This window comes from Nocardia sp. NPDC050718 (assembly GCF_040654235.1).
In the GTDB taxonomy this organism is placed as follows: domain Bacteria; phylum Actinomycetota; class Actinomycetes; order Mycobacteriales; family Mycobacteriaceae; genus Nocardia.
Window position 1 is genome coordinate 162,412 of record NZ_JBFAHQ010000010.1, and the last position, 23,383, is coordinate 185,794.

26 protein-coding genes are annotated in these 23,383 nt (G+C 71.0%); 13 read left to right on the forward strand and 13 right to left on the reverse strand.

Annotated features, from left to right (window positions below):
* Positions 1-38: 38 nt before the first annotated feature.
* Positions 39-1,328 carry an acetyl-CoA C-acyltransferase gene (locus AB0H54_RS31190; protein WP_357350293.1) on the reverse strand — a complete coding sequence of 430 codons (1,290 nt, stop codon included), beginning with the start codon at positions 1,326-1,328 and terminating at the stop codon, positions 39-41.
* 76 nt (positions 1,329-1,404) lie between these two features.
* Positions 1,405-1,785, reverse strand: coding sequence for a PPOX class F420-dependent oxidoreductase (locus tag AB0H54_RS31195; RefSeq protein WP_357350295.1), 381 nt, complete (start codon positions 1,783-1,785; stop codon positions 1,405-1,407).
* Between the two features lie 157 nt (positions 1,786-1,942).
* Between AB0H54_RS31195 and AB0H54_RS31200 the strand changes: the two genes are divergently transcribed.
* The 3 genes from AB0H54_RS31200 to AB0H54_RS31210 are packed head-to-tail and all read left to right on the forward strand — an operon-like array spanning position 1,943 to position 4,926.
* A complete protein-coding gene (locus AB0H54_RS31200; RefSeq protein WP_357350297.1) occupies positions 1,943-3,142 on the forward strand; it encodes a glycosyltransferase in 1,200 nt (399 codons plus the stop codon).
* 40 nt (positions 3,143-3,182) lie between these two features.
* The gene (locus AB0H54_RS31205) at positions 3,183-3,908 is read left to right on the forward strand and encodes a glyoxalase (RefSeq protein ID WP_357350299.1); all 726 of its coding nucleotides are present in this window, start codon (positions 3,183-3,185) and stop codon (positions 3,906-3,908) included.
* 40 nt (positions 3,909-3,948) lie between these two features.
* Positions 3,949-4,926 carry a hypothetical protein gene (locus AB0H54_RS31210; RefSeq protein WP_357350301.1) on the forward strand — a complete coding sequence of 326 codons (978 nt, stop codon included), beginning with the start codon at positions 3,949-3,951 and terminating at the stop codon, positions 4,924-4,926.
* Positions 4,927-5,151: 225 nt separating this feature from the next.
* On the opposite strand, the gene AB0H54_RS31215 is transcribed toward AB0H54_RS31210, so the two are convergent.
* Positions 5,152-5,451, reverse strand: a complete 300-nt coding sequence (locus AB0H54_RS31215; RefSeq protein ID WP_357350303.1) for a hypothetical protein — start codon at positions 5,449-5,451, stop codon at positions 5,152-5,154.
* On the opposite strand from AB0H54_RS31215, the gene AB0H54_RS31220 reads away from it, so the two are divergent.
* Complete coding sequence (locus AB0H54_RS31220; protein WP_357350305.1) at positions 5,438-6,097, forward strand: 2-phosphosulfolactate phosphatase; 660 nt, start codon at positions 5,438-5,440, stop codon at positions 6,095-6,097. The two genes, AB0H54_RS31215 and AB0H54_RS31220, sit on opposite strands and share 14 nt — an antisense overlap.
* A gap of 174 nt (positions 6,098-6,271) precedes the next feature.
* On the opposite strand, the gene AB0H54_RS31225 is transcribed toward AB0H54_RS31220, so the two are convergent.
* The gene (locus tag AB0H54_RS31225) at positions 6,272-6,796 is read right to left on the reverse strand and encodes a hypothetical protein (RefSeq protein WP_357350307.1); all 525 of its coding nucleotides are present in this window, start codon (positions 6,794-6,796) and stop codon (positions 6,272-6,274) included.
* 213 nt (positions 6,797-7,009) lie between these two features.
* Here AB0H54_RS31225 and AB0H54_RS31230 point away from each other — a divergent pair, with 213 nt between their 5' ends.
* The 3 genes from AB0H54_RS31230 (at position 7,010) to AB0H54_RS31240 (ending at position 9,734) form a co-directional block, all read left to right on the forward strand.
* Positions 7,010-7,612, forward strand: a complete 603-nt coding sequence (locus AB0H54_RS31230) for a TetR/AcrR family transcriptional regulator (RefSeq protein WP_357350309.1) — start codon at positions 7,010-7,012, stop codon at positions 7,610-7,612.
* Positions 7,613-7,748: 136 nt separating this feature from the next.
* Positions 7,749-9,380 (forward strand): MFS transporter, encoded by a 1,632-nt coding sequence (locus AB0H54_RS31235; RefSeq protein WP_357350311.1) that lies wholly within the window; start codon positions 7,749-7,751, stop codon positions 9,378-9,380.
* Positions 9,381-9,470: 90 nt separating this feature from the next.
* Positions 9,471-9,734, forward strand: a complete 264-nt coding sequence (locus tag AB0H54_RS31240; protein ID WP_357350313.1) for a helix-turn-helix transcriptional regulator — start codon at positions 9,471-9,473, stop codon at positions 9,732-9,734.
* A gap of 64 nt (positions 9,735-9,798) precedes the next feature.
* Here the strand turns inward: AB0H54_RS31240 and map are convergent, their stop codons facing one another.
* From map to AB0H54_RS31260, 4 genes are all read right to left on the reverse strand, one after another.
* Positions 9,799-10,566 carry a type I methionyl aminopeptidase gene (gene map, locus AB0H54_RS31245; RefSeq protein ID WP_357350315.1) on the reverse strand — a complete coding sequence of 256 codons (768 nt, stop codon included), beginning with the start codon at positions 10,564-10,566 and terminating at the stop codon, positions 9,799-9,801.
* 70 nt (positions 10,567-10,636) lie between these two features.
* Positions 10,637-11,446: a mycofactocin-coupled SDR family oxidoreductase gene (locus tag AB0H54_RS31250; RefSeq protein ID WP_357350317.1), complete on the reverse strand. Its 810-nt coding sequence runs from the start codon at positions 11,444-11,446 to the stop codon at positions 10,637-10,639.
* Positions 11,447-11,514: 68 nt separating this feature from the next.
* Entirely contained in the window at positions 11,515-12,006 is a 492-nt protein-coding gene (locus AB0H54_RS31255; protein ID WP_357350319.1) for a nuclear transport factor 2 family protein, read from the reverse strand.
* A gap of 20 nt (positions 12,007-12,026) precedes the next feature.
* Positions 12,027-12,611 (reverse strand): hypothetical protein, encoded by a 585-nt coding sequence (locus AB0H54_RS31260; protein ID WP_357350321.1) that lies wholly within the window; start codon positions 12,609-12,611, stop codon positions 12,027-12,029.
* A 189-nt stretch (positions 12,612-12,800) separates the two neighbouring features.
* Between AB0H54_RS31260 and AB0H54_RS31265 the strand changes: the two genes are divergently transcribed.
* The 4 genes from AB0H54_RS31265 (at position 12,801) to AB0H54_RS31280 (ending at position 17,167) form a co-directional block, all read left to right on the forward strand.
* Positions 12,801-13,982, forward strand: a complete 1,182-nt coding sequence (locus AB0H54_RS31265) for a Rieske 2Fe-2S domain-containing protein (protein ID WP_355280215.1) — start codon at positions 12,801-12,803, stop codon at positions 13,980-13,982.
* A 34-nt stretch (positions 13,983-14,016) separates the two neighbouring features.
* The gene (locus tag AB0H54_RS31270; protein ID WP_357350323.1) at positions 14,017-15,195 is read left to right on the forward strand and encodes an acyl-CoA dehydrogenase family protein; all 1,179 of its coding nucleotides are present in this window, start codon (positions 14,017-14,019) and stop codon (positions 15,193-15,195) included.
* A gap of 28 nt (positions 15,196-15,223) precedes the next feature.
* Positions 15,224-16,129: a biphenyl-2,3-diol 1,2-dioxygenase gene (gene bphC, locus AB0H54_RS31275; protein WP_357350325.1), complete on the forward strand. Its 906-nt coding sequence runs from the start codon at positions 15,224-15,226 to the stop codon at positions 16,127-16,129.
* Between the two features lie 180 nt (positions 16,130-16,309).
* A complete protein-coding gene (locus tag AB0H54_RS31280) occupies positions 16,310-17,167 on the forward strand; it encodes an IclR family transcriptional regulator (RefSeq protein WP_355280210.1) in 858 nt (285 codons plus the stop codon).
* 42 nt (positions 17,168-17,209) lie between these two features.
* On the opposite strand, the gene AB0H54_RS31285 is transcribed toward AB0H54_RS31280, so the two are convergent.
* Both AB0H54_RS31285 and AB0H54_RS31290 read right to left on the reverse strand, forming a co-directional pair.
* Positions 17,210-17,839 (reverse strand): Dabb family protein, encoded by a 630-nt coding sequence (locus AB0H54_RS31285; protein ID WP_357350327.1) that lies wholly within the window; start codon positions 17,837-17,839, stop codon positions 17,210-17,212.
* The gene (locus tag AB0H54_RS31290) at positions 17,832-18,179 is read right to left on the reverse strand and encodes a hypothetical protein (protein ID WP_357350329.1); all 348 of its coding nucleotides are present in this window, start codon (positions 18,177-18,179) and stop codon (positions 17,832-17,834) included. Before AB0H54_RS31290 ends, AB0H54_RS31285 begins: the two co-directional genes overlap by 8 nt.
* Before the next feature lie 149 nt (positions 18,180-18,328).
* On the opposite strand from AB0H54_RS31290, the gene AB0H54_RS31295 reads away from it, so the two are divergent.
* Positions 18,329-19,297: an alpha/beta hydrolase gene (locus AB0H54_RS31295; protein WP_357350331.1), complete on the forward strand. Its 969-nt coding sequence runs from the start codon at positions 18,329-18,331 to the stop codon at positions 19,295-19,297.
* On the opposite strand, the gene AB0H54_RS31300 is transcribed toward AB0H54_RS31295, so the two are convergent.
* Genes AB0H54_RS31300 through AB0H54_RS31310 form a run of 3 tightly spaced genes read right to left on the reverse strand, consistent with a single transcriptional unit; the run spans position 19,294 to position 22,251 of the window.
* On the reverse strand, positions 19,294-20,130 hold the full coding sequence (locus AB0H54_RS31300; RefSeq protein ID WP_357350333.1) for an ABC transporter ATP-binding protein: 837 nt from the start codon (positions 20,128-20,130) through the stop codon (positions 19,294-19,296). The two genes, AB0H54_RS31295 and AB0H54_RS31300, sit on opposite strands and share 4 nt — an antisense overlap.
* Positions 20,123-21,208: an iron chelate uptake ABC transporter family permease subunit gene (locus AB0H54_RS31305; protein WP_357350334.1), complete on the reverse strand. Its 1,086-nt coding sequence runs from the start codon at positions 21,206-21,208 to the stop codon at positions 20,123-20,125. The genes AB0H54_RS31300 and AB0H54_RS31305 overlap by 8 nt, the downstream gene beginning before the upstream one ends.
* Positions 21,205-22,251 (reverse strand): iron chelate uptake ABC transporter family permease subunit, encoded by a 1,047-nt coding sequence (locus tag AB0H54_RS31310; RefSeq protein WP_357350336.1) that lies wholly within the window; start codon positions 22,249-22,251, stop codon positions 21,205-21,207. Before AB0H54_RS31310 ends, AB0H54_RS31305 begins: the two co-directional genes overlap by 4 nt.
* A 55-nt stretch (positions 22,252-22,306) precedes the next feature.
* On the opposite strand from AB0H54_RS31310, the gene AB0H54_RS31315 reads away from it, so the two are divergent.
* The gene (locus tag AB0H54_RS31315; RefSeq protein ID WP_357350338.1) at positions 22,307-23,254 is read left to right on the forward strand and encodes an iron-siderophore ABC transporter substrate-binding protein; all 948 of its coding nucleotides are present in this window, start codon (positions 22,307-22,309) and stop codon (positions 23,252-23,254) included.
* The last annotated feature ends 129 nt before the right edge of the window (positions 23,255-23,383 follow it).

Genomic DNA, 23,383 nt, shown 5'->3' on the forward strand with positions numbered 1-23,383 from the left:
GGGCAGGTGGTCCGGTCTGGATCACCTGCCCGTCGTGCTCACACGGCTTCGAGGACGGCGGAGGCGCCGATGCCGCCGGCGGCGCAGATGCCGAGCAAGGCGGTCTGTTTGCCGGTGCGGGCCAGTTCGTTGGCCATGGTGGTGACCATCCGGGCGCCGGTGGCGCCGAAGGGGTGGCCCAGCGAGATCGAGCCGCCGTGGACATTGAGCTTGTCGATGTCCACGGTGCCGACCGGCTCGTCGCGGTCCAGGCGCGACTTGGCCCAGTCGGGGCTTTCCAGCATGCGCAGGACCGAGAGGGTCTGGGCGGCGAAAGCCTCGTGGATGTCGACGAGGTCGATGTCGGCCAGCGTCATGCCCGCCTTGTCGAGGGCGCGCGGCATGGAGACGGCCGGGCCGATGAGGACCTGATCGGCGGGGTCGACGCTCACGAAACTCCACGAGCGCACGGCCGCGAGCGGGGTGAAGCCGAGGGCGCGGGCCTTCTCCTCGCTCATCAGCAGCACGGCCGACGCGCCGTCGGTGAGCGGGCTGGCATTGCCGGCGGTGACCGTGCCGCCCTCGGCGAACACCGGCCGCAGGGTGGCGAGTTTGTCGACGCTGGTGTTCGCCCGGACCAGGCCGTCGGTGTCGACCCGCTTGCCCGACGGGGTGGTCACCGGAACCACTTCGTCGTCGAAGCGACCCGAGGCGATGGCGGCCGCGGCGCGATGGTGCGAGCGGGCGGCGAACTCGTCTTGGTCGGCGCGGGAAATGCCGTTGATCCTGGCCATCTTCTCGGCGGACTCGCCCATCACCTCGCCGGTGGTGCGCTCGGAGATCTTGGGCTGCCGCGGCAGGACATCGGTGAACGGCGCGAGCTGACGGACCACGTCGAGGTAGTCCTTCGGCTTCGGCTTGCCCAGCGCCACCGGCGCGACGGCGTGCACGACCTTCTGCGGGAGCTTGATCTCGGCATTGCTGGTGGAGTCGCTGCCACCGGCGATCATGATGTCGTACTCACCGCGTTCGATGGCCGCGGCCGCCGAGGTGACCGCCTGCAGACCGGACGCGCACGCCCTGGTCACGGTGTAGCCCTCACACCCGAAATCCAGCTTCAGATCGAGGGCCACTTCGCGGGCGATGTTCGGCGCGTGACTCGGCAGGATGACGCCACCCCACACGATCGACTGGATCTCGCCCGGCGCTATCCCGGTGCGTTCGATCAGCCCGCGGACGGCGGCGCCGGCCAGGGCGATGCTGTCGAGGCGGGTGAAATCGGTGAACGCGCGCACGAACGGCGTGCGCGCGCCCGCGACGACGACGGCGCGGGTGCGTTTCTCGGCCATGTGAGTCCCTTCGGAGGTTCCGCTGAGCCCACGTTATCCGATACCCCGGGTACTGGGTACTGCTTCGGGTGATCCGTCAGGCGGGGGTGATCTCGATGCCGATGGTGCCCGCCTTGCCCCGGCGCAGGTTGCTGCCGAGGATCACCAGCGGGCCGGTCAGCCAGTACTTGCGCCGCAGCCAGGAGCGGACCTGTTCGGTCTCGGTAGCGTCGAGGAGTCGGGCGGTGCCGGTGACGACGGCACCGTGCGCCTTCCCGCGCGCGTCACAGGGCTGCAACGTCACCTCGGGATTGCGGCGGATCCGCTTCACCTTCCAGCTGTCGGTCACGGTCCACACGAACAGCTTGTCGTCGCGGGCGACAGCCCACACGGCGGTACCCACCGGGGTGCCGTCTTTACGGAAGGTGGTGAGGAGGACGAAGTTCGCGGTCTGCAGCTCACCGAGACGGTTGGTCATGCTCGCAGCCTAATGCCCTCCGGCGCGTGCGGCAGCGGCCGCCGATCGCGCTTCCCCTTTCATTGTCTACCGGCGAACGGGGCTTGCCGCAAGGGCGGGGCGGGGGTGCAGAATCGCTGTTCGCGCGCCGAGATCCGGGCGCAGGACGGGGTGTGACATGCGGGTTCTCTTGTCGACGATCGGGTCACGCGGGGAGGCGCAGCCGATGTTCGCGCTCGCGGTGCGGCTGCGCGCGCTGGGGCACGCGGCGGTGTTGTGCGCGCCGCCCGATTTCGCCGGCCGGGCGCGGGAATTGGGTGTCGAATACGTCCCGGTGGGGCCGGAGGTGCGCGGCACGGTGAAGCCGAACGGCGTGCCGACGCCGGAGCAGCGGCAGCGGATGGTCGAGGACACGGTGGCGGCCCAGTTCGCGGCGGTCGGTGCGGCGTCGGCGGGCTGCGGCGCGGTGGTCGGCGGGGGCGGGTTGGCGATCGCCGCGCGTTCGATCGCGGAGTCGCTGGCGGTGCCGTACGTGTACGCGGCGTTCGCCCCGATGACACTGCCGTCACCGCGGCTGGCGCCGCCGGTCTTCGGCACGGCCCCCACCGGCGACATCGCCGCCCGCTGGAAACAGGATCGGCAGCTGTGGAACGGCGTCTGGCGGGCGCCGTTGAACGCCGCCCGCGCCCGGCTCGGATTGCCCGAGGTCGAGGACGTGCGCGCGCACCTGTTCACCGAGCGACCGTGGCTGGCCGCCGACCCACTCCTGGCGCCCTGGCCCGGGGCACCGGATCTGGACGTCGTCCAGACGGGCGCGTGGATGCTCGACGACACCCGCCCGCTCGATCCCGCGCTGGCGGACTTCCTCGAGGCCGGCGATCCCCCGGTCTACCTCGGGTTCGGCAGCGTCCGTGCTCCGGAAGAGGTGGCGCACAGGATGATCGAGGCCGCACGGACGCTCGGCCGTCGCGTCGTCGTCGGCCGGGGCTGGGCGGATCTGCGGCCCCGCGACGACGGCCCGGATTGCCACACCGTCGGCGAGGTCGCGCATCAGGCGCTGTTCCCTCGTGTCGCCGCGGTGGTCCACCACGGTGGCGCGGGCACGACCCACGCGGCGGCGCGGGCCGGGGTGCCGCAGGTGGTCGTGCCGCAGATGTTCGACCAGTTCTATTACGCCGGGCGGGTCGCCGAGCTGGGCATCGGCACCGCGTTGACCGCCACCGACGACCCGTACGCGGCACTGGAGGGCGCGCTCGACGCCGTGACCACGGCCCGCACGGTCGGCGAGCAGATCGTCCGCGACGGTGCCGCGGTCGCCGCCGACCGGCTGCTGAGCTCGCCCGACGAGTTATGGGCGGTTTCGCGAAAGTCTTCCTAACCTCGGATCCGACCGACCCCCGTTCTCCGGAAGGACACCGATGACCGATACCGCCGTGCCGCTGCTGTGGAGTGGCGAGCTGCCGACCACGCTGGCCTTCTACCGGGCACTCGGCTACACCGTCACCTACGAGCAAACCAGGCCCTATGTCTACGGCGCGGTCGAAGGGCACGGGTGCGCACTGCATTTCGCGGCCGCGCCGCCCGGGGTCACGCTGCCCACCGAGCATGTGGGCGCGCTGGTGATGGTCGACGACGTCGCCGCCCGCCACGCCGAATTCACCGCGGCCCTGCGCGCGGCGTACGGCCGGGTCCCCGCCAAGGGATTGCCGCGGATCACCCGGTTCCGGCCGGGACAGTCCCGGTTCTCCCTCGTGGATCCGGTCGGCAACACCCTGCTGGTGATCCAGCGCGACGAGCCGATGGAGCTCGAATACGGCGGCTCCCGTGCGCTGACCGGGCTGGCCAAGGTCCTCGACAATGCCCGCATCCTGCGCGATTTCAAGAACGACGACAAGGCGGCGGCCCGCGTCCTGGAAACCGGGCTGCGACGATTCGCCACGGCCGCGTCGGCCCCCGACCGGGCCCGCGCCTACGCCGCGCTGGCCGAGATCGCGGTCGCGACCGAGGATTCCGAACGGCTCGCCCGCTGGCGGGCCGAGCTCGACGCCGTCGAACTGACCGCCGCGGAGCACGCCGCTCTGGCCGCCGACACCGCCGCCTCCGACCTGCTGGCCACCTGGCTGACCACCACCGCACCCGGCTGACGCGGTGCGGCGCGGCCGGGCGGCGGTCTAGGCTTCGGCCATGGATCGACGCTCCGGCACGCGCTATATCCGCTGTCTCGCAACGACACTCGCGGCGGTGGTGATCACCGGGCTCGGGCCGGTGGCGGCGGCGCGGGCCGAGGCGGGATGCGGCGGCGGGTGGCAGGCCGAGGTGCTGGCCGCCGACCTCGGTGGCCTGGAGAACCTGGAATACGACGGCGCGGGAGGCTTCTACGTCTCCGGCATCGTGCGCGGCGAGTTGCGGCACGTCGCCGCCGACGGCCGGGTCACCACGCTGCTCACCGGGCTCGACAATCCCGCCGGGCTGCGCCGCTGGGGCGCCGACCTCTACTTCCTCACCGGCGACGGCACCACCCCCGACGGTGGTGGCACGCTCCGGCGGCTGCACCTGCCGACCGGCGAGGTCACCGTGCTGCTACCCGATCTGGTGCAGCCCAACGGCCTGCTCCTGCTCCCCGACGGCGACCTGCTGCTGACCCAGCTGTCGATTCCGTGGCCGCCGGTCGGCATCAGCCGCTACCGTCCCGCCACCGGCGAATTCACGCTCGGCTGGTCGCCGGTGCCCCGCCCCAACGGCCTCGCCCTCACCCCCGACCACCGGGCCGTCCTCACCGAGGACGTGGCCACCTCCCAGATCCTGCGCGTCCCCCTCGACGCCCCCGACCACCCCACCCCGGTCGCCGCGATCCCCGACGGCCTGTTCCCCGGACTGGACGATCTCGACACCACCGCGAGCGGACTGGCCTTCGTCGCGGGCGACTACTCCGGCAGCGTCTACCAGGTCGACACCGCGACCGGCCGCTGGTGCACCCTCGCCACCGGCTGGACCACCCCGCCCACCGGACCACTGCCCGCCCGACCCCCGATCGGCCCCACCTCCGCCCGCCTCGCCCCCGACGGTCCCGCCTGGTCCCTCTACGTCACCAGCATCGACGGCACCCTCCGCCGCCTGCGCCCACCCACCGACCTCGACCTGACCCCGGCATTCCTCCGCTGACTCAGCCCGGGTCCCGCACCGCCGCGCAGTTCGCTCCGATGCTCCGATGCTCCGGACCACGATGATGCTCCCTCCCGGCTCTCCTCACAGCCTGAGTGACGCCGTGCCGCCCCACCGCCGTCATGCGAGCTGAATCGCGCTCCACGCCGAGCACATCCGATCGTGGTCGGTCGATTCGTCGAGCCACCCGAAGGGTCCGTCCGGTTCGTCCTCGTCCGGTGGTGATCAGCCGGTGAGTATTTCGGCAGCAGGACCCGCCCGATCGAGCAGCTGACCATCCGCGACGGCCTGGTCATGGGTCCCCGAGCGATTGCGCGCGGCGGGAGCGGAAGACTGGAGCCGCGTGGATCCGTATGGTGCACTGGTGGATTCGCCGGTCGAGTCGAGGAGGGGCAGGGTGCATTCGGCGCCGGAGTGGTCGCGGCAGCGCGGGTTCGGGATCAGGGTGGACTGGGGTAGGTCGGGCGCGGCGGCGATCGGGCCGGGGGCCGCGGCCGTCGTGGTGGTGGACGTGTTGTCGTTCACGACCTCGGTATCGGTCGCGACCGTTGCGGGGACGGCCGTGTTCCCGTATCGGTGGCGGGACGCGTCGGCGCGCGAGTTCGCCGAGGCCAACGGGGCGGCACTGGCGGTCGGGCGGCGGGAAGCGGAGGCGGCGCGTCCGTGGTCGCTCTCGCCCGCCGCGATCCGGCGGGCGCCGTTCACCGAGCGGTTGGTGCTGCCGTCGCCGAACGGGTCCGCCATCGCGGCCACCGTCGACGGCGGCACGGTCGCCGCCGGGTGTCTTCGCAACTACGGTGCCGTCGCCGACTGGCTGATCGCCCAGGGGTGGGGCACGCCCGAACAGCCGATCGCGATCGTCGCCGCGGGCGAACAGTGGCCGGGCAGCGAAGCCCTCCGGCCCGCGCTGGAGGACTGGTTCGGCGCGGGCGCGCTCGCCGCCGCCCTCCTGGACCGGGGCGCCACCGCCGCCTCACCCGAGGCACAGTCGGCGGCAACCACTTTCGCCGCCACGCCCGACGTGCCCGCGCTGATCGCATCCAGCGCGTCCGGCCGGGAACTCGCTGCGATCGGCTTCGCCGACGACGTCGCGATCGCGATCGACCTCGACGCCGACACCACCGCGCCGGTCCTCACCGACGGCGCGTTCACCGACCGCTCCGGCAGCTGAGCGCCGGATGCGGGCGCCCGCCTCCCCTCCGGCACCTCAGCGACGCCGGGCGGCCCGGCGCCCGCCTCTGGGCGGTCGCGTCCCGCGGAATCGCGGCACGCGCCGAGCCCGGGCAGCGATGCTCCACACAGCACAGCGGCGGGTGGCAGACCGACCACCCGCCACGCGCCTCCCCTACTGGTTCGCGCCGATGATGCCGCCGATCACCGCCCCGATCACACAGCCAGGGATGGCGGAGACGACCAGGAAGATCAGCCCGATCAGCGCCCCCACCACACAGCCGATCGCGATACCGGCGACGATATTGCCGGTCTGATCGATCTGCTGCAGCGCCACCGGGTTCAGCGCGGGCGCGCCGACCGGGGTGAGCGTCAGCGTGGTGGCCGCCGCGTCGACCTCGGGGATCACCCGCACCGCGGGCCCGGCGACCGGCTGCACCGTCGTCGGGATGAGGCCGATCCGGCTGCCGTCCGGGGCGAATACGGCGACCGAGGCGTCGGGCGTGAGCTCGAACCTGCCCGCCGCCAGTTCCACCGTCGCCGCGGAACCGTCCTTCGCCACCGCCGCGGTGTACGCGACGGCGCCGTCGACCCCGGCGACCGAGGGGCCGGTGACCGGCGCGCCGTACGCGGTGGCCGCGGCGACACCGGTCGCCGCCACGGTGAGGACACCGGCAGCCAGCAACTGCTTGAACTTCATGGGTTTTCCCTCCGACTTGCCGAGCCCGTCCAACCCCGGTCCCGGCGCGATACCCACTCATGATGCGCCATGGCTATAGTGCATAACACCACTTCCGAGAGATCCGGATAGTGGTGTCCCCCAGCGGAATTCACACCATCTGGACGTACCGACCGGTCGCCCCCGGCACGCCCGCCGACACGCCGACCCGCACCGGACCGATACGCTCGCGGAGTGACTCGGGGACAGCAAGGCGGCCGGGCGGCCCAGGCACAAGCACGGCGTGCGGCCATCATCGACGCCGCGACCACCCTCATCGCCGAGCGCGGATACCAGGGCACCTCCCTGGCCGCCGTCGCCGACCGCGTCGGCCTCACCCAGGCCGGCGTTCTGCATTATTTCCCCAGCAAGGACGCCCTGCTGACCGGCGTGCTCGAAGCGCGCGACCGCTGGGATTTCGCGGCGTTCGTCGCCCGCCTGGCCGACGCGCGACTGTCGCACCTCGAGCAGATCGTCGAGTACAACGCCGAACGCCCGGATCTGGTCCAGGCGTTCACCGTCCTGGCCGGGGAGTCCATCACCGAGGCGCACCCGGCGCGGGAGTTCTTCACCGAGCGCTACGCCAAGGCCCGCGCCGACTTCGCCGCCCTGCTGAGCACCGAATTCGGCGATCAGCTGCCCGGTGGACTCACCCCCGAACAGGCGGCGCCGCTACTGCTCGCGGTCATGGACGGATTGCAGGTCCAATGGCTGCTGGCCAGGGACGATATCGACCTGACGGCCGCCTATCGGGACTTCGTTTCGCTGCTTTCACCCACTCAGCGGGAGCAAACATAACGTTTACATAACTTCACCAACCTAGCGCTCGGTAGGGTCACATACTCCGAGGCGGAAGTCGTGCGATCTACGTCACACTCGATCGCGCGGCGCTCCACTCCCTCTCGAAGTAATTCCCGAACAAACGGAGCGTGGCATGTCCACCATTCCTGAAGATCCGAAGCTGTCGAGTCCTGTCACGACCGACCCGGACACCAACGACACCGGCCGGCTGGACGGCGCGTCACGGGCCCGCATCTTCACCGTGCTCGCGGTGATCGTGCTGTTCACCGAGATCGCGCCGATGCAGTACACGATCGTGTCGGCGGCGCTGCAGAAGATCGCGCCGACCTTCCCCGGCGTCGGCGCGAACATCAACTGGGCCATCATCGTCTTCGGCCTGATCGGCGCCGCCGCCTCGCCGCTCATCGGCAAGATGAGCGACGTCTGGGGCAAGAAGCGGATGTTCCTCATCTGCGGCGTGCTGTTCATGATCGGCTGCGTGCTCGACGCGACCACGTCGAACTGGGGCATCTTCCTGCTCGGCCGATGCCTGCAGGCCACCGCCATCGCGACGGCGGTCATCGCCTACGGCCTGATCCGGGACCTGATGCCGCGCAAGTACGTTCCGCTCGGCCTCGGCGTCACCGCGACCGGCCTCGGCGTCTCCGCCATCGCCGGACCGCTGCTCGGCGGCTTCCTGGTCGACAACTACAGCTGGCGCGCGATCTTCTGGTGCCTGGCCGCGTTCACCCTGGTGATGCTGCCGCTGGTGTACTTCGTCGTCCCGGAATCCAAGCTGCGCGTGCGGGAACGGATCGACTATGTCGGCGCGCTGCTGCTCGCCGGTGGTGCCGCGCTGATCCTGATCTACCTCGACAAGGGCCACGACTGGGGCTGGGCGAAGCCGACCACGCTGGCCTGGGTGATCACCGGCGTCGTGTTGCTGCTGCTGTTCGTCCTGGTGGAAACCCGGGTCGCACAGCCGATCATGGACATGAAGCTGCTGTTCCACCCGCGCGTCGCGCTGGTGCTGGCCGGGGCGCTGTTCGCCTCGCTGCAGATCGGCGTCGTCTCCTACGCGATCGCCTACATGTCCCAGACGCCCGACGAGGCGACCGTCACCGCGGGCGCACAGCAGGGCATTCTCGCCAAGGTGCAGGCCATGACGGGTCAGCCGCTGCCGCCCGAGGCCGTCCAGGTGACGCTCGATCCGGGCTACACCTACGGCAGCGGGTACACCCTGCTGGAGTTCGCGGTGCGGATCGCCCTGCTCGGCGCGGTGGTCACCATGGTCTGCGGTGCGCTCGCCGGCGTCATCGCGCGACGGATGGGCGCCCGGATCCCGCTGGTCATCGCGCTGGCGATCTTCGTCTGCTCGGCCGCGGCCTTCGCCGTCCTGCCGCATACCAGCACGGTGTTCCTGCTGGTGAACGCGGTGTTCAGCGTCGGCTTCGGGTTCTACTACGCGGCCATGCCGATTCTCATGGTGGAGGCGGTGCCGCAGGAGCAGCAGGGCATCAGCCTGGGCATGCTCGGCGTCATGCAGTCGATGGGTGTCGCCGTCGGCCTGGCCATCGTCACGGCCTTCCTGCACGCCAACGGGATGACCGCGCTGGTCAGCGTGGGTGGCCAGGCGCAGCCCCCGGCCCCGATCCCGGATGTGTTCGGTGATCGCGGATACGAGCTGGGCTTCTGGGTCTGCGGCGCCGCGGCGGCCGTGGCCCTGGTGCTGGCCGTGATCATGCGGCACGGGCGCACGCCCGCCACCGGCGGCACCGCGCACTGAGCCCCGCCGCGGACGGGCCGGTGATCGTCGGACGATCACCGGCCCGTCCGCGGCTTGCGGTATTTAAATACCCCACCTACCCTCGGAGCCATGGTGCGCCTCCCCCTCAGCCCGGCCCAAGTCGAAGCAGGTCGTCGCCTCGGCCGCTGCCTGCGCACGGCGCGCGGCGACCGGGATCTGGCCGAGGTGGCGCGCGCGGCGGGCATCTCCCCCGAGACCTTGCGCAAGATCGAATCCGGCCGCCTGCCCTCCCCAGCCTTCGGCACCGTCGTCGGCCTGGCCGAGGCGCTGGCGATCCCGCTGACCGACCTCGCCGAGGTCTACCGCACCGAGCAGATCGCCGAATCCGCCTGACCGGCACGGGATCTCCACTCCACCGCGCACCATGAGCCTGCCCGGTGACGCAGTATGACGATGCTCAGCCGCGCAGCGTGAGGACACTCGGCCCGTCGGCCGTGACCGCGACCGTGTGCTCACTGTGCGCGCACCGGGAGCCGTCGGCGGAGCGGATCGTCCACCCGTCGGCGTCGGTGACCACTGTCGCGGTGCTCGCGGCGAACCAGGGTTCGATGGCGATCGTGAGCCCGGGACGCAGCCGGAACCCCCGCCCGGCGCGGCCGGTATTGGACACGTGCGGGTCCTCGTGCATGGTCCGGCCGATGCCGTGTCCACCGAACTCGGTGTTGACCGGGTAGCTGTACGCGCGGGCGACCGTCGCGATGGCCGCGGAGATGTCGCCGATGTGGTTGCCCGGCTGCGCGGCGGCGATACCGGCCGCGAGGGCCTCCTCGGTGGCCCGCACCAGGCGCTGGTCGGCCGGGGCCGGGGTGCCGACGATGGTGGTCACCGCGGAGTCGGCGGCCCAGCCGTCGATGGTGACGGCCAGATCGGCGGTGAGCACGTCACCGTCACACAGCACGTAGTCGTGTGGAAGCCCGTGCAGCACAGCGTCGTTGACCGCCAGGCAGACGGTGTTGCGGAACGGCCCGCGACCGAACGAGGGCGCGTAGTCCCAGTAGCACGACACCGCGCCCCGCTCGCGAATCCGTTCCCGCACATACTCTTCGAGCTCGAGCAGGTTCACCCCGACGGCAGCCTTCGCGTGGACACCGGCCAGCACGTCGGCGACGAACGCACCGGTCACCCGCATCCGCTCGATCTCCGCGGGCGTCTTCAACTCCACCATCACGCCTCCATTGGTATTTTCATACCGACCCTAGCGGCGTCGGTATAAAAATACCAATTCGGCGGTCCGCTCAGCGGTTGAGGTTGCCCATGTCCACCGGGATCTGCGCGCCGGTGACCTGGCCCGCCTCGTCCGAGCACAGCCACGCGACGGCGGCGGCGATATCGGAGGCCTCGGTGATGTAGGTCGGCAGGGCGTTCATGAAGATGGGCGCGAGCGTGGCCGCGTGCTGTTCGAACAGCGGGCCCATCTCCGCCATCTGCATGCCGGTCGCCACCCCCGCCGGATGCACGGTGTTGACCCGGATCTTGTGCTGGCCCAGCTCGTTGGCCATCGTCTTGGCCAATCCGGTGATGGCGTGCTTGGTGGCCACGTAGTGGGCCGTGAACGGGATGCCCTTGAGACCGGCGACCGAGCTGGTGAACACCATCGCGCCACCCTCACCCTGCTCGATCAGGTACGGAATCGCGGCCTTGGCGGTATGGAAGACGCCGGTCAGATTCACATCGACCGTCTCCTGCCACTGCTCGGCGGTGATCTCCCAGGACATCGCCGCCGAACAGATTCCGGCATTGGCGACGACGACGTCGAGCCGGCCGAACTGCTCGATCCCCGCCGCCAGCGCCGCCGACAGGCCCGCGAAATCGCGGACGTCGGCCTTGCTCGCGGCGATCTTGCCGCCCGCTGCCTCGACCAGCCGGACGGTCTCGGCCAGGTCGTCCTCGGTGGCACCCGGATAGCTGGTGCTGGCGAAATCCACGCACGCGTCGATCGCGATGATGTCGGCGCCCTCCTCGGCGAAGCGAACCGCCTCGGCCCGGCCCTGACCGCGGGCCGCCCCGGTGATGAAGACGACCTTGCCCTCGTATCGTCGCGCCATGTCCTACCTCCGAACGTCGATGTGCACTATGAACACCTCACCATCGCGCGCCCCCGCGCGGTGCGGAATCAGAGGTTTTCCACCTGAGCGTCCGCACCCAGTGGACGGGTCAGCGACCACAGCTGGGTGAACGTGCAGCGCGCGATCTTCCAGCGGCCGTCCTCGACCCGGTACTCGTCGGCGTATTCGCCGGTCGCCACGGTCTCGGTGCGCGCCAGCAGGTTCAGCTGCCGGAAGCGCAGCGTCCACCGGCCGCTCGCGGTGGTGTCGTCGTGCACGGTGATGTCGGGATGCACGCCGTGGTGCATGTCGAGCACGACCGGCTTGCCGTCGACCCGGCGCAGCGCGATCGAGGTGAACACCGCGGCCATCCCGTCGGCGTCGTGGGTGCCCAGGCTGCCGTAGTCGAGCTCGGCCCCCGCCGCGAGGAAGCACTCGCGGAAGCCGACCGCGTCCTTGGCGTCACAGGCGCGGAAGTAGCGGTGTTTGAGGGCGATGATCGCCTCGATCGTCTCCAGCCGGGCGATCCGGGCGGCGAGGTCGGGGGCGGTGTCGGTCATGGTGCTCCTGCTCGGCGGGGTCAGTCGCGGGCGAAGGTCGCCCACGCGCGGACGACGACCTCGCCCGCGGCGTCGGTCCCGGACAGGGTGACGTCGACGCGCGCTTCGCCGTCCTGCGTGTAACTCTGCGTGATGTGGCCCGCGCAGGTCATGACTTCGCCCGACGGCAACGCGCGCACGACCCTGGTGCGGAAGCGCCGGATGTTCTCCGCGCCCAGCCAATCGGTGGCGTAGGTGGCCAGCAGCGCGGTGGCCTGTGGTGAGACCGGTTCGCCCAGTGCGGGTTCGGCGGCGGCCCAGGACTCGGCGACGAGTCCGCCGGTGCGGTCGAAGTAGCGGGTCAGCGACTCGGCGGCACTCACCGCCGGCGCGCCGGGACTGCCGGCCCGGATCGCGGTCAGCTGGTCGCCCGCGCGCGGCGGCGGGCCGAAGAACCGGTGATCGGTCTCCGCCCGGCCGCCCGCGGCGCCGAAACCGTCGGCGGGCAGGAAGGTCGGCGGGACCACGGGCCGGTCGGCGAGGCGATAGGCCGGATTGTGCGAGTGCGCCGCCTCGGCGAACATCCGGATGGCGGCGGTCTCCAGAACCATCGCGACGGTACCCATGGTCATTCCTCTCGTCCGGCGGATGCGGTCACGGTAGGGCGGCCCGCGCGCTTGTGATCGGTTCCTCTCCCGCTGATCGGGACGCCGACGCGGCACGGCGAAAACATGTCCGCTGACCGGGAACCGACCCGCCCGGACCACCACCGGCAGCGTGACCATCGACACAGCTCATCCCACTCCGTCCGATACATGGAGGTTTCGATGCCGGAGAACTCGCCGAACGGCCGATCACAGGACGCCGACTACCGTCAGATCGAGGCCGCCGCCGCGCCGACCCGCTTCGCGCGCGGCTGGCACTGCCTCGGCCTGCTCTCGTCGTTCCGCGACGGCAAGCCGCACGAGGTGAAGGCGTTCGGCACCACGCTGGTGGTGTTCCAGTCGGAATCCGACGGCGCGCTGCACGTGCTCGACGGATTCTGCCGCCACATGGGCGGCAACCTGGCGCACGGCACCGTCAAGGGCGACTCGATCGCCTGCCCGTTCCACGACTGGCGCTGGGGCGGCAACGGCAAGTGCACGGCGATCCCCTACGCGCGCCGGGTGCCCCCGCTGGCCAAGACCCGCTCGTGGCCGACCCTCGAGCGCAACGGCCAGCTGTTCGTCTGGAACGATCCGCAGGGCAGCAAGCCCACCGACGAGGTGACCATCCCCGAGATCGAGGGCTACGGCACCCCGGAGTGGACCGACTTCACCTGGAACTCGATCCTCATCGAGGGCTCGCACTGCCGGGAGATCGTCGACAACGTCGTCGATATGGCGCACTTCTTCTACGTGCACTACTCGTTCCCGCGCTACTTCAAGAACGTCTTCGACGGCCACGTCGCGACCCAGTACATGCGCTCGACCCCGCGCCACGACATCTCCGTCGGCACCAGCTACGACGATCCGAACTCCACCCTGCGTTCGGACGCCTCGTACTTCGGCCCGTCCTACATGATCGACTGGCTCTGGAGCGAGGCGCAGGGCATGACGATCGAGACCGTCCTGATCAACTGCCACTACCCGGTCGACGAGAACTCCTTCGTACTGCAGTACGGCGCGATGGTGAAGAAGCCCGAGGGCATGTCCGACGCCGACGCCACCGCGATGGCCGAGCAGTTCGCCGCGGGCGTGCAGGTCGGCTTCGAGCAGGACGTGGCGATCTGGAAGAACAAGGCGCCGATCGACAACCCGCTGCTCTCGGAGGAAGACGGGCCGGTCTACCAGCTGCGCCGCTGGTACAAGCAGTTCTACGTCGACGTCGAGGACGTCACCGAAGACATGACCAAACGCTTCGAATTCGAGATCGATACCGACCGCGCGGTGACGAGCTGGGAAGCCGAGGTGGCCGACAACATCGCCCGCGGCGCCATCGTCGACACCATGTCCTGACCTCTCCCACCCCGAACAGAAAGCACCACCTGCGATGACCAAGGTTCTCGACAACATCGCCGCGATCGCCGACCAGCTGCGCGATCAGGCCCCGGAGGCGGAGCGGCTCGGGCAGCTGCCCGATGCCACGGCCCAGCTGCTCAAGACGGCGGGCCCGATCCGCCTGCTGCAGCCCAAGAAGTACAGCGGCTTCGAGGCGCATCCGCGCGAGTTCGCCGAGACGGTGATGGCCACCGCCGCGCTCGATCCGGCCAGCGGCTGGATCACCGGCATCGTCGGCGTGCACCCGTGGCAGCTGGCCTTCGCCGATCCGAAGGTCCAGGACGAGGTGTGGGCCGACGACCACGACACCTGGATGGCCTCGCCGTACGCGCCCACCGGCATCGCCCGCCCGGTCGACGGCGGCTACATCTTCAACGGCCGCTGGCAGTTCAGCTCCGGCACCGACCACTGTGACTGGATCTTCCTGGGCGCCATGCTCGGCAACCCCGACGGCTCGATGGCGCTGCCGCCGACGATGCTGCACATGATCCTGCCCCGCGAGGACTACACCATCGTCGAGGATTCCTGGAATGTGGTCGGCCTCAAGGGCACCGGTTCCAAGGACATCATCGTCAAGGACGCGTTCGTGCCCGACTACCGGGTGATGAACGGCGACCACGTCATCGACGGCACCGCGCAGAAGGAGTACGGGGTCACCGAGACCCTCTACAAGATGCCGTGGTCGACGATGTTCCCGCTGGGCATCAGCTCCGCGGTGGTCGGCATCGCCGAGGGCGCGCTGGCCGCGCACCTGGACTACCAGCGCGACCGGGTCGGCGCGCAGGGCACCGCGGTCAAGGACGATCCGTACGTGCTGTTCGCCATCGGCGAGGCCGCCGCCGACATCAACGCCGCCCGCCAGGAACTGCTGGCCAACGCCGACAAGATCTTCGACGCGGTCGACGCGGGCAGGGAGATCAGCTTCGCCGAGCGGGCCGCCGTGCGGCGCACCCAGGTCCGCGCGGCCTGGCGCGCGGTCTCGGCCGTGGACCAGATCTTCGCCCGGTCCGGCGGCAACGCCATGCGGACCGACAAGCCGCTGCAGCGCTACTGGCGCGACGCGCACGTCGGCCTCGCCCACGCCATCCACGTGCCGAGCACGGTGTACCACGCCTCGGCCGTCAGCTCGCTCGGTCTCGAGCCCGCGGACAACCTCCGCTCGATGATCTGACCCGAAAACCACGAAGGACAACGAGAACATGACCGACATCAAAGGCCTCGGCTACGTCAAGATCCAGACGGCCGACATGGACCGCTGGCGCACCTTCGCGTTCGACGTGCTCGGCTTCGCTCAGGGCAGCGGCCCGGACGAGAACGCGCTGTACCTGCGGATGGACGAGCGCGCGGCGCGCATCACCGTCGTGCCGGGCGACAGCGACGCCGTCGTGACCATCGGCTGGGAGGTCCGTGACCACGCGGCCCTGGTCCGGGTGCAGGAAGCCGTCACCGCGGCCGGCATCGCCGTCAAGCCGCTCTCGGTCGAGGAGGCCGACGCGCGCCGGGTCGAGGAGGTCATCACCTTCCAGGATCCGACCGGCGCGACGCTGGAGATCTTCCACGGCGCGGTGCTCGACCACAGCCCCGTCGTGACGCCGTTCGGCGCGAAGTTCGTCACCGGCGCCCAGGGCCTGGGCCACGTCGTGCTGCCGACGATGGACCCGAACGGGGCGTTCGACTTCTACACCGAGGTGCTCGGCTTCCTGCCGCGCGGCGCGTTCCGGATCCCGGCGCCGCCGGAGTTCGGGCCGATGCGGGTGCGTTTCATGGGTGTCAACGAGCGGCACCACAGCCTCGCGCTGTGCCCCGCGCCGCACGGTGGCGCGCCGGGCCTGGTGCACATCATGGTGGAGGTCGACTCGCTCGACGCCGTCGGCCAGGCGCTGGACCGTGTCACCAAGGACGGTTTCTCGGTGTCCTCGACGCTGGGCAGGCACACCAACGACAAGATGGTGTCGTTCTACGTGCGCGCGCCCGGCGGCTGGGATGTCGAGTTCGGCACCGAGGGCATGCGGGTCGACGAGACCTATTACACCGCTGAGGAAATCACCGCCGACAGCTACTGGGGCCACGACTGGTCCGGCAGCGAGCCGCTGGCGGCCATGTAACCGCGCACAGCCCTTCGACGGCCCCCGTACCGAGCACTCCGCTCGGTACGGGGGCCGTCGTCGTCGCACGCGATTCGGGGATTCATGTGACAACGGCCACAGAGGATGGTATGAATAGGTATATGCCTAATCGAAATATGCGACTGGGCATCAGCACGTAGATCCGAAATGGAGCGCTCCATGGTCATCCAAGCCGAGGCCACCACCCCCAGTGCGATCCTCGATCGCGCGTCCCTGCTGCTCGACGCCTTCGACGGTCCGGGCAGGCTCACGCTCGCCCAGATCGTCCGGCGCACCGGGCTACCCCGGTCCTCGGCGCACCGCATGCTGGAACGGCTGGTGCAATTGCGCTGGCTGCGCCGCGAAGGGCGCGACTACGAGCTCGGGATCCGGTTGATGGAGCTCGGCTCGCTAGCCGTGCACCAGGACCGCCTGCATCGCGCCGCGATGCCGTTCCTGCACGAGCTGCACCGGGTCACCGGGTTCGTCGTGCACCTGGCCGTCCTCGACGGTCCCGACGTCGTGTACCTGGACAAGGTGGGCGGCGATCTGGCCGCCGCGGTCCCGACCCGGGTCGGCGGCAGGCGGCCCGCGCACTGTACGGCGGTCGGCAAGGCGATCCTGGCCTACTCCGACGAGCGCCGCCTCGCCGAGGTCGTCACCGGGCAGGCCACCGCCCGCACCAAGTACTCGCTGACCACCCGGGCCCAGCTCGACAACGAACTGCACAAGGTGCGCGCGCACGGCATCGCGGTCGAGCGCGAGGAGTCGCTGGCCGGCTTCGGCTGCATCGCCGCGCCGATCGGCGATCTCGGCGAGTCCGCCGTGGCCGCGGTGTCGGTGTGCGGGCCGGTCGACCGGATGGTCTTCGACCACCGGCTCAGCGCGCCGGTGCGCACGACGGCGCTCAACATCTGGCGTCACGTCGACGACGGCCGGGTGCGGGTGCGCCCCACCCTGCAGCAGCATCCGCGGCCGCTGGGCGTCGGCCCCGCGTCCCGGGTCGCCACCGAACACCGCGCGCCCCGCTACGCGTGATCCGGCGGTGCGCCGCCCGGCGGGAGCGGGCGGCGGCCGGGATCAGACGGGATCGTTCTCGCAGAAGCTGTGGCAGATGCGATCGTGCACGATCACGTCCGGGCATTCCGGATCGAACCACCGGTCGACGTGCGCCCAGTGCACCGGGTGCATCAGGTACGGGCCGTCGAGCCCGTCGAGATCGGTGAACTCCTGCTCCCAGACGTGCGTCCACGGCACGGATCCGATGCCGCGGCGCACCCGGCTCAGCCGCCAGGACAGCATGGTCGGGATGTAGCGCGGCATGCGCAGCAGGTCTGCCTCGAAGCGGTCCACGGTCGCGTCCGGCGTCTGCGGCGCGACTCGCAGCAGCAGCACCCGGTACACCGAACCGGGCGCCCGGGGTTCCGCGAAACCACCGGTGCCGCCGTCGTATTCGGCACCGTCGACATGCGTCACGCCCGGGCCGGCGAGCACCGCGCCGACCGCGGCCGCGCAGGCGTGCCAGTCGGCGGCCTCGGCGAAGCGCAGGTGCGCGAGCACGTCGCCGCCGTTGCGCACCCCCGGCAGCGTGGGCTGGACCAGCACCCGGCGCGCCACCCCGGTCACCGCCGCGGTCAGGTCGGTCATGAGCTGGTCGGCGGCCGGACCGCCCGCCGCCGACAGATGCACCAGCCGAACGACATCAAACATCGGCGAGCCTCTCGATCTCGGACGCCTCGGCCCCGGTCGAGCGCGTGCGCTCGGCGACCAGGTCGTCGACGGCGGCCCACCAGCGCCGCACCGCCGGATCGGAGCGGCCCTGCCAGGTCATCGCCCACCACCCCTCGGCCCCGTCGAGCACCCAGGTCGCGGTGACGGTGTTGGACTCGTCGGGAAACCAGATCGGCGGACTCACCACGATCCGCTCCAGCGTCATCCCCCGCTCGCGGGCCCCCGGCGCGTACTCACGCAGATACGCGTCGACGAAGTCCCTGGCCCGCCCGGGTTTAGTCACAACGGTGTCGGTCACGTAGACCTTCGCGGTGTTCATGTGCCGACGGTAGGCACCGCGCGCGTCGCGTCGACCAGGGGTTTCCGCCCAGCGGGAGAACGGGGTCCGAACCGTACCGGACCGGCCCTACGGTGGGCCGACGACCGGTTCGACCGTCGAACCCCGTCGCGAGAATTCCAGGAGGGTCAGTGACTGTCCGCGTCTATCCCACCACCGGACCGGGTGCGGTGCCGGACCCCGAGGTCGCGGCGATGCTCGCCACGCTCGACGCCGGGTTCCCCGATATCGCCACGATGCGCGCGGCCGACGTGCGGGCCGCGATCCTCGGCAGGCGGGCGCCACTGAAGTATCTGCCCGAGATGCGCGAGGCGCGCGATGTCGTCGTCGCGGGGCCGGGCGGTGACCTGACCCTGCGCGTCTACCGGCCGCACCGCGACGGGGCGACGCTGCCGGTGATCGTGTTCGCGCACGGCGGCGGCTTCGTGTTCTGCGATCTCGACAGTCACGACGAGTTCTGCCGGTCGATGGCCGAGGGGGTCGGCGCGGTCGTGGTCGCCGTCGACTACCGGCTCGCGCCCGAGCACCGGGCGCCCGCCGCGCACGAGGATGTGCTCACCGCGCTGCGCTGGGCCGCCGAGCACGCGGGTGAGTTCGGCGGCGATCCGGCGCGGATCGCGCTGGCCGGCGACAGCGCGGGCGGCAATCTCGCCGCCACCGTGGCCATCGCGGTCCGCGACGGCGGCGGCCCCGAGGTCGCGGCGCAGATCCTGTTCTATCCGGTGATCGACGACGACTTCGAGACCGAGTCCTACCGGCGGTTCGGCACCGGCCACTACAACACGACCAGCGCCATGCGCTGGTACTGGCAGCAGTACGCCCCGCACGGCACCGACGACGTCCGCCTGGTGCCGACCAGGGCCGAGTCGCTGGCCGGGCTGCCGCCCGCGGTGGTGATCACCGCCGAGCTCGATCCGCCGTGCGCGGCGGGCGACGCCTACGCGCGCCGCCTCGCCGACGACGGCGTCGCCGTACGGCACCGCCGCTACGACGGACTGTTCCACGGCTTCCTCACCATTCCGTCGCTGGCGGCGACCACCGCGGCGCGCACCGAGATCTGGGCCATGGTGCGCGCGGTGCTCGGCACGCCCGATCGCTAGGACCGGTGCCGCTGCGGCACGATCATCGGCGACCCGGTCAGCGGGTCGTCGATGACCACGCAGTCCAGATCGAACACCGCCCGGACGAGATCCGGGGTGATCAGCTCCCCCGGACTCCCCTGCCCGATGATCCGGCCGTCGCGCATGGCGACAAGGTCGGTGGCGTAGCGGCAGGCCAGGTTCAGATCGTGCAGGACGGCGACGACGGTGCGGCCGTGCTCGCGGTACAGGCGCTCGCACAGGTCGAGGACATCGAGCTGGTGGCTGATGTCGAGATAGGTGGTCGGCTCGTCGAGCAGCACGATGGAGGTGGCCTGGGCGAGCACCATGGCGATCCAGACCCGTTGGCGCTGACCGCCGGACAGTTCGTCGACGCGCCGGTGCCGCAGGTCGGTGGTGCCGGTGGCCGCGAGTGCCTCGGTGACGGCCGCGGCGTCGTCGTCGGACCACTGCCGCAGCAGGCCCTGGTGCGGGTAGCGGCCGCGGGCGACGAGATCGCCGACGACGATGCCGTCGGGGGTGCCCGGCGTCTGCGGCAGCAGGCTCAGCCTGCGCGCGGTCTCCTTGGTGGAGTAGCGGTGAATCGCCTTGCCGTCCAGCACCACCGAGCCGTCGGCCGGGCGCAGGATCCGGCCGAGCGCGGCGAGCAGGGTCGATTTCCCGCAGGCATTGGGCCCGATGATGACGGTGAACCGGCCGTCGGGCACCGCGAGGTCGACGCCGTGCAGCACGGCCCGCTCGCCGTAGGCCACGCGGACCGACTCACCCCGCAGCCGGGAGCCGGGATGCTCCCCTTCGGTGGATGCGGCGGTCCCGGTGGATGTTTCAGACACGGTGACGCAGACCCTCTCGTACCAGCAGCCAGAGCAGGAAGACCCCACCGATGCTCACCGTGACGACGCCGACGGGAACCGGTGCGGGAAAGGCGTGTTCGGCCACCAGGTCGCTGACGCCGAGCAGGAGCGCGCCGGTGCACGCGGCCGCGAAGATCCCGGCGCCGGGCGCTCGGGTGATGCCACGGGCGAGGTGCGGCGCGGCGAGGGCGATGAACGCGATCGGGCCCGCCGCCGACACCGACAGGCCGACGAGGATCGTCGCGCCGAGCATCAGCCCCAGCCGGGCCCGCCCGCTGCGCACGCCCAGCGTCGTCGCCACGGTGTCCCCGAGATCGAGGGCGTGGAACGACCGATTCAGCACCGCGATCAGCGGGCCGACGAGCGCGAGCCCGACGGCGACGATCGCCACCTGACCCCACCCGCGCCCGCTGAGCGAACCGATCAGCCACGCGTTGGCGACCGCCGCCGACGGCAGGTACGCCTGGCTGAGCACGTAGTAGGTCGCCGCGGTGAAGATCGCCTCCAGGGCGATCCCGACCAGCACCAGCCGCGCACCCCGCAGCCCGCCCAGCACCGTGAGCACGCCGATGATCGCGAAGGTGCCGAGCGCGCCCACCGCGGCGCCGAGCGCGGCCGTCGACAGGGTGCCGCCGAGGGTGAGCAACACGAAGACCGCGCCCAGCGAGGCGCCGTTGGTGAAGCCGATGACATCCGGGCTGGCCAGCGGATTGTGGTAGAGCCGCTGGAAGATCGCGCCCGCGGCGGCCAGGCCCGCGCCGACCCCGACGGCCACCAGGACCCGGGGCAGCCGCCGGTCCAGGACGAAGAACCGGTCGAGCCTGCGCCGCGGATGCCCCGTGAGCGTGTCCCACAGCGCACCGGGACCGACCCGGTATTCGCCGACCATGAGCGAGACCGCGATCATCGCCAGCACCAGGACCACCAGGATCGCGGTGGTCACGACGGCGCGGCGGTCGAACCGCAGGGTGGACCGGCCCGCGCGCACCACCACGTCGCCCGGCGTGATCCCGGTGCGCGTGACGAGTCCGGCGCCCGGCCCCGACAGGATGCTCACGACTCCGCCCCCATCCGGGGACTCCACACGATGAGCGCGATCAGCGCGGGCCCGCCGAGGAACGCGGTGAGCACCCCGACCGGCACCGGTTCGCCACCGGCGATCACCCGGCCCAGCACGTCGGCGGCCAGCAGCAGCACCGGCGCGAGCACCATCGACACCGGAACGAGCACCCGGAAATCGGAGCCGACCAGGTACTGCGCGATGTGGTAGACCAGCAGCCCGACGAAGGCGATCGGCCCCGCGAGCGCGGTGGCCGCCCCGCACAGGACCGTGACGACGACGAAGCCGAGCAGCCGGACCCGACCCAGGTTCACCCCGAGCGCCGTGGCCGTCCGGTCACCCAGGCTCAGTGCGTTCAGCGACCGGCACAGCGCCAGCGCCAGGACGGCGGCGCCGAGCACGTACGGCACCAGCAGCAGGGTGTCGTGCAGGTCGCGGGTGGCCAGGGAGCCGATCCGCCAGAAGCGATAGGAATCGAGCACGTCCTCGTCCAGGAACACCAGCAGCTGGGTGACCCCGGACAGCACCGCGGCCAGCGCCACCCCCGACAGCGCCAGCCGCAGCGGCGACGCGGTCGCCCGGCCGACCATCGAGAGCAGGTACACGACCACCGCGGCGATGCCCGCGCCGGCGAAGGCGAACCAGGTGTAGCCCGTGACGCCCATCCCGCCGGTGACGGTGAGCCCGACGACGACGCCGAGCGCCGCACCCGCGTTCACCCCCAGCAGTCCCGGATCGGCGATCGGATTGCGGGTCAGCGCGCCGATGACCACGCCCGCCGCGCCCAGCGCGACCCCGCAGACCAGCCCGACCACGGTCCGGCTCAGCCGCCAGTCACCGATGATCACCCGCACGCTGTCCTCGCCCCGCCCGAACAGCGCGGCCACCACGTCACCCATCGGAATCGACTTGGCGCCGATGGCCAGACTGGCCACGCACACACCGAACAGCACGACCGCGGCGAGCAGCAGGACCACGCCGCCGCGGGCGAGCGGGGCAGAGCCGTGGCGTGCGGTCACGGCGTCACGACTCGAAGGCACCGGCGAACCTTACCCGGACTAATTAGGGTAGGACAACCTTGGTTAGGTTAGGCTAATGTCGCTGCTCGTGCAGACCGTGAGAAGTAGTAGACACCGGCTGACCACCGCCTTCGGCGCGCTGGTCGCCACCGTGGGCCTGGTCCTGACCGGGTGCAGTTCGACCGATGCCGAGGTCGAGAACGGCCGCGTCATCGCCCACGCGATGGGTGAGACGACCGTGCCCGCGCAGCCGCAGCGCATCGTCGTCCTCGATTCCCCGCACCTCGACGCGCTCGTGTCGCTGGGCATCACGCCCGCCGCGATCACCGAGCGGGCGATGGGCTACGGCGCGCCGAAGTACCTGGCGGACAAGCTCACCGGGGTGAAGACCGTCGGCACCATCCAGGAGCCCGACCTCGACGCGATCGCCACCCTGGAGCCCGATCTGATCATCGGCACCAAGGTGCGCCACGAGGCGCTCTACACCCAGCTCAGCGGCATCGCCCCGACCGTGTTCTCGACCAGTTCGGGGACCAACTGGCACGAGCAGGCGCGGCTGACCGCGTCGGCCGTCGGCAAGTCGGCCGAGATGGAACAGCTGCTCACCCAGCTCGACGGCCGCGCCAAGGCGGTCGGCAAGGAGATCGGCGCCGCGGGCAAGACCGTGTCGATGGTGCGCTTCACCGAGGACCGCTTCCGGCTCTACGGGCCCGAGACCTTCTCCGGTTTCATCCTGGCCCAGGTCGGTTTCACCCACCCGGCCCGCACATGGAACACCTACTCGATGGCCGAGCTCGATCCCGAGCAGTACGAGCAGATCAACGGTGACGTGGTGTTCCACGCCGACTACACCGGTGGCTCGAAGGGCACGACCAAGAGCCGGGTCACCGCGCTGTGGGGCGCGCTGCCCGCGGTCGCGGGCAACCACGCCTACGAGGTCGCCGACGACACCTGGATGCTCGGCATCGGCGTGATCGGCGCCAACAAGATCATCGACGACATCGCGCGGCTGAGCGCGAAGTGACCGGTCGTGGGGGGGGGGGGGGGGGGCCCCCCCCCCCCCCCCCCCCCCCGGGGGGGGGACGATCAGCCCCCCCCCCCCAGTCGTAAAGCGCCACCCGCGCCCCGGCGGGGGGGGGGAGGGAGGCCGCGA

Excerpts from the sequence above, each read along its gene's own strand:
- AB0H54_RS31225 (WP_357350307.1), bottom strand. The coding sequence starts at position 6,796 with ATGAAGTTCAAGCAGTTGCTGGCTGCCGGTGTCCTCACCGTGGCGGCG.
- AB0H54_RS31195 (WP_357350295.1), bottom strand. The coding sequence starts at position 1,785 with ATGACCAACCGTCTCGGTGAGCTGCAGACCGCGAACTTCGTCCTCCTC.
- AB0H54_RS31235 (WP_357350311.1), top strand. The coding sequence starts at position 7,749 with ATGTCCACCATTCCTGAAGATCCGAAGCTGTCGAGTCCTGTCACGACC.
- bphC (WP_357350325.1), top strand. The coding sequence starts at position 15,224 with ATGACCGACATCAAAGGCCTCGGCTACGTCAAGATCCAGACGGCCGAC.
- AB0H54_RS31210 (WP_357350301.1), top strand. The coding sequence starts at position 3,949 with ATGGATCGACGCTCCGGCACGCGCTATATCCGCTGTCTCGCAACGACA.
- AB0H54_RS31255 (WP_357350319.1), bottom strand. The coding sequence starts at position 12,006 with ATGACCGACACCGCCCCCGACCTCGCCGCCCGGATCGCCCGGCTGGAG.
- AB0H54_RS31240 (WP_357350313.1), top strand. The coding sequence starts at position 9,471 with ATGGTGCGCCTCCCCCTCAGCCCGGCCCAAGTCGAAGCAGGTCGTCGC.
- AB0H54_RS31290 (WP_357350329.1), bottom strand. The coding sequence starts at position 18,179 with ATGAACACCGCGAAGGTCTACGTGACCGACACCGTTGTGACTAAACCC.
- AB0H54_RS31315 (WP_357350338.1), top strand. The coding sequence starts at position 22,307 with ATGTCGCTGCTCGTGCAGACCGTGAGAAGTAGTAGACACCGGCTGACC.
- map (WP_357350315.1), bottom strand. The coding sequence starts at position 10,566 with ATGGTGGAGTTGAAGACGCCCGCGGAGATCGAGCGGATGCGGGTGACC.
- AB0H54_RS31200 (WP_357350297.1), top strand. The coding sequence starts at position 1,943 with ATGCGGGTTCTCTTGTCGACGATCGGGTCACGCGGGGAGGCGCAGCCG.
- AB0H54_RS31190 (WP_357350293.1), bottom strand. The coding sequence starts at position 1,328 with ATGGCCGAGAAACGCACCCGCGCCGTCGTCGTCGCGGGCGCGCGCACG.
- AB0H54_RS31260 (WP_357350321.1), bottom strand. The coding sequence starts at position 12,611 with ATGGGTACCGTCGCGATGGTTCTGGAGACCGCCGCCATCCGGATGTTC.
- AB0H54_RS31270 (WP_357350323.1), top strand. The coding sequence starts at position 14,017 with ATGACCAAGGTTCTCGACAACATCGCCGCGATCGCCGACCAGCTGCGC.
- AB0H54_RS31285 (WP_357350327.1), bottom strand. The coding sequence starts at position 17,839 with ATGTTTGATGTCGTTCGGCTGGTGCATCTGTCGGCGGCGGGCGGTCCG.
- AB0H54_RS31280 (WP_355280210.1), top strand. The coding sequence starts at position 16,310 with ATGGTCATCCAAGCCGAGGCCACCACCCCCAGTGCGATCCTCGATCGC.
- AB0H54_RS31205 (WP_357350299.1), top strand. The coding sequence starts at position 3,183 with ATGACCGATACCGCCGTGCCGCTGCTGTGGAGTGGCGAGCTGCCGACC.
- AB0H54_RS31250 (WP_357350317.1), bottom strand. The coding sequence starts at position 11,446 with ATGGCGCGACGATACGAGGGCAAGGTCGTCTTCATCACCGGGGCGGCC.
- AB0H54_RS31265 (WP_355280215.1), top strand. The coding sequence starts at position 12,801 with ATGGAGGTTTCGATGCCGGAGAACTCGCCGAACGGCCGATCACAGGAC.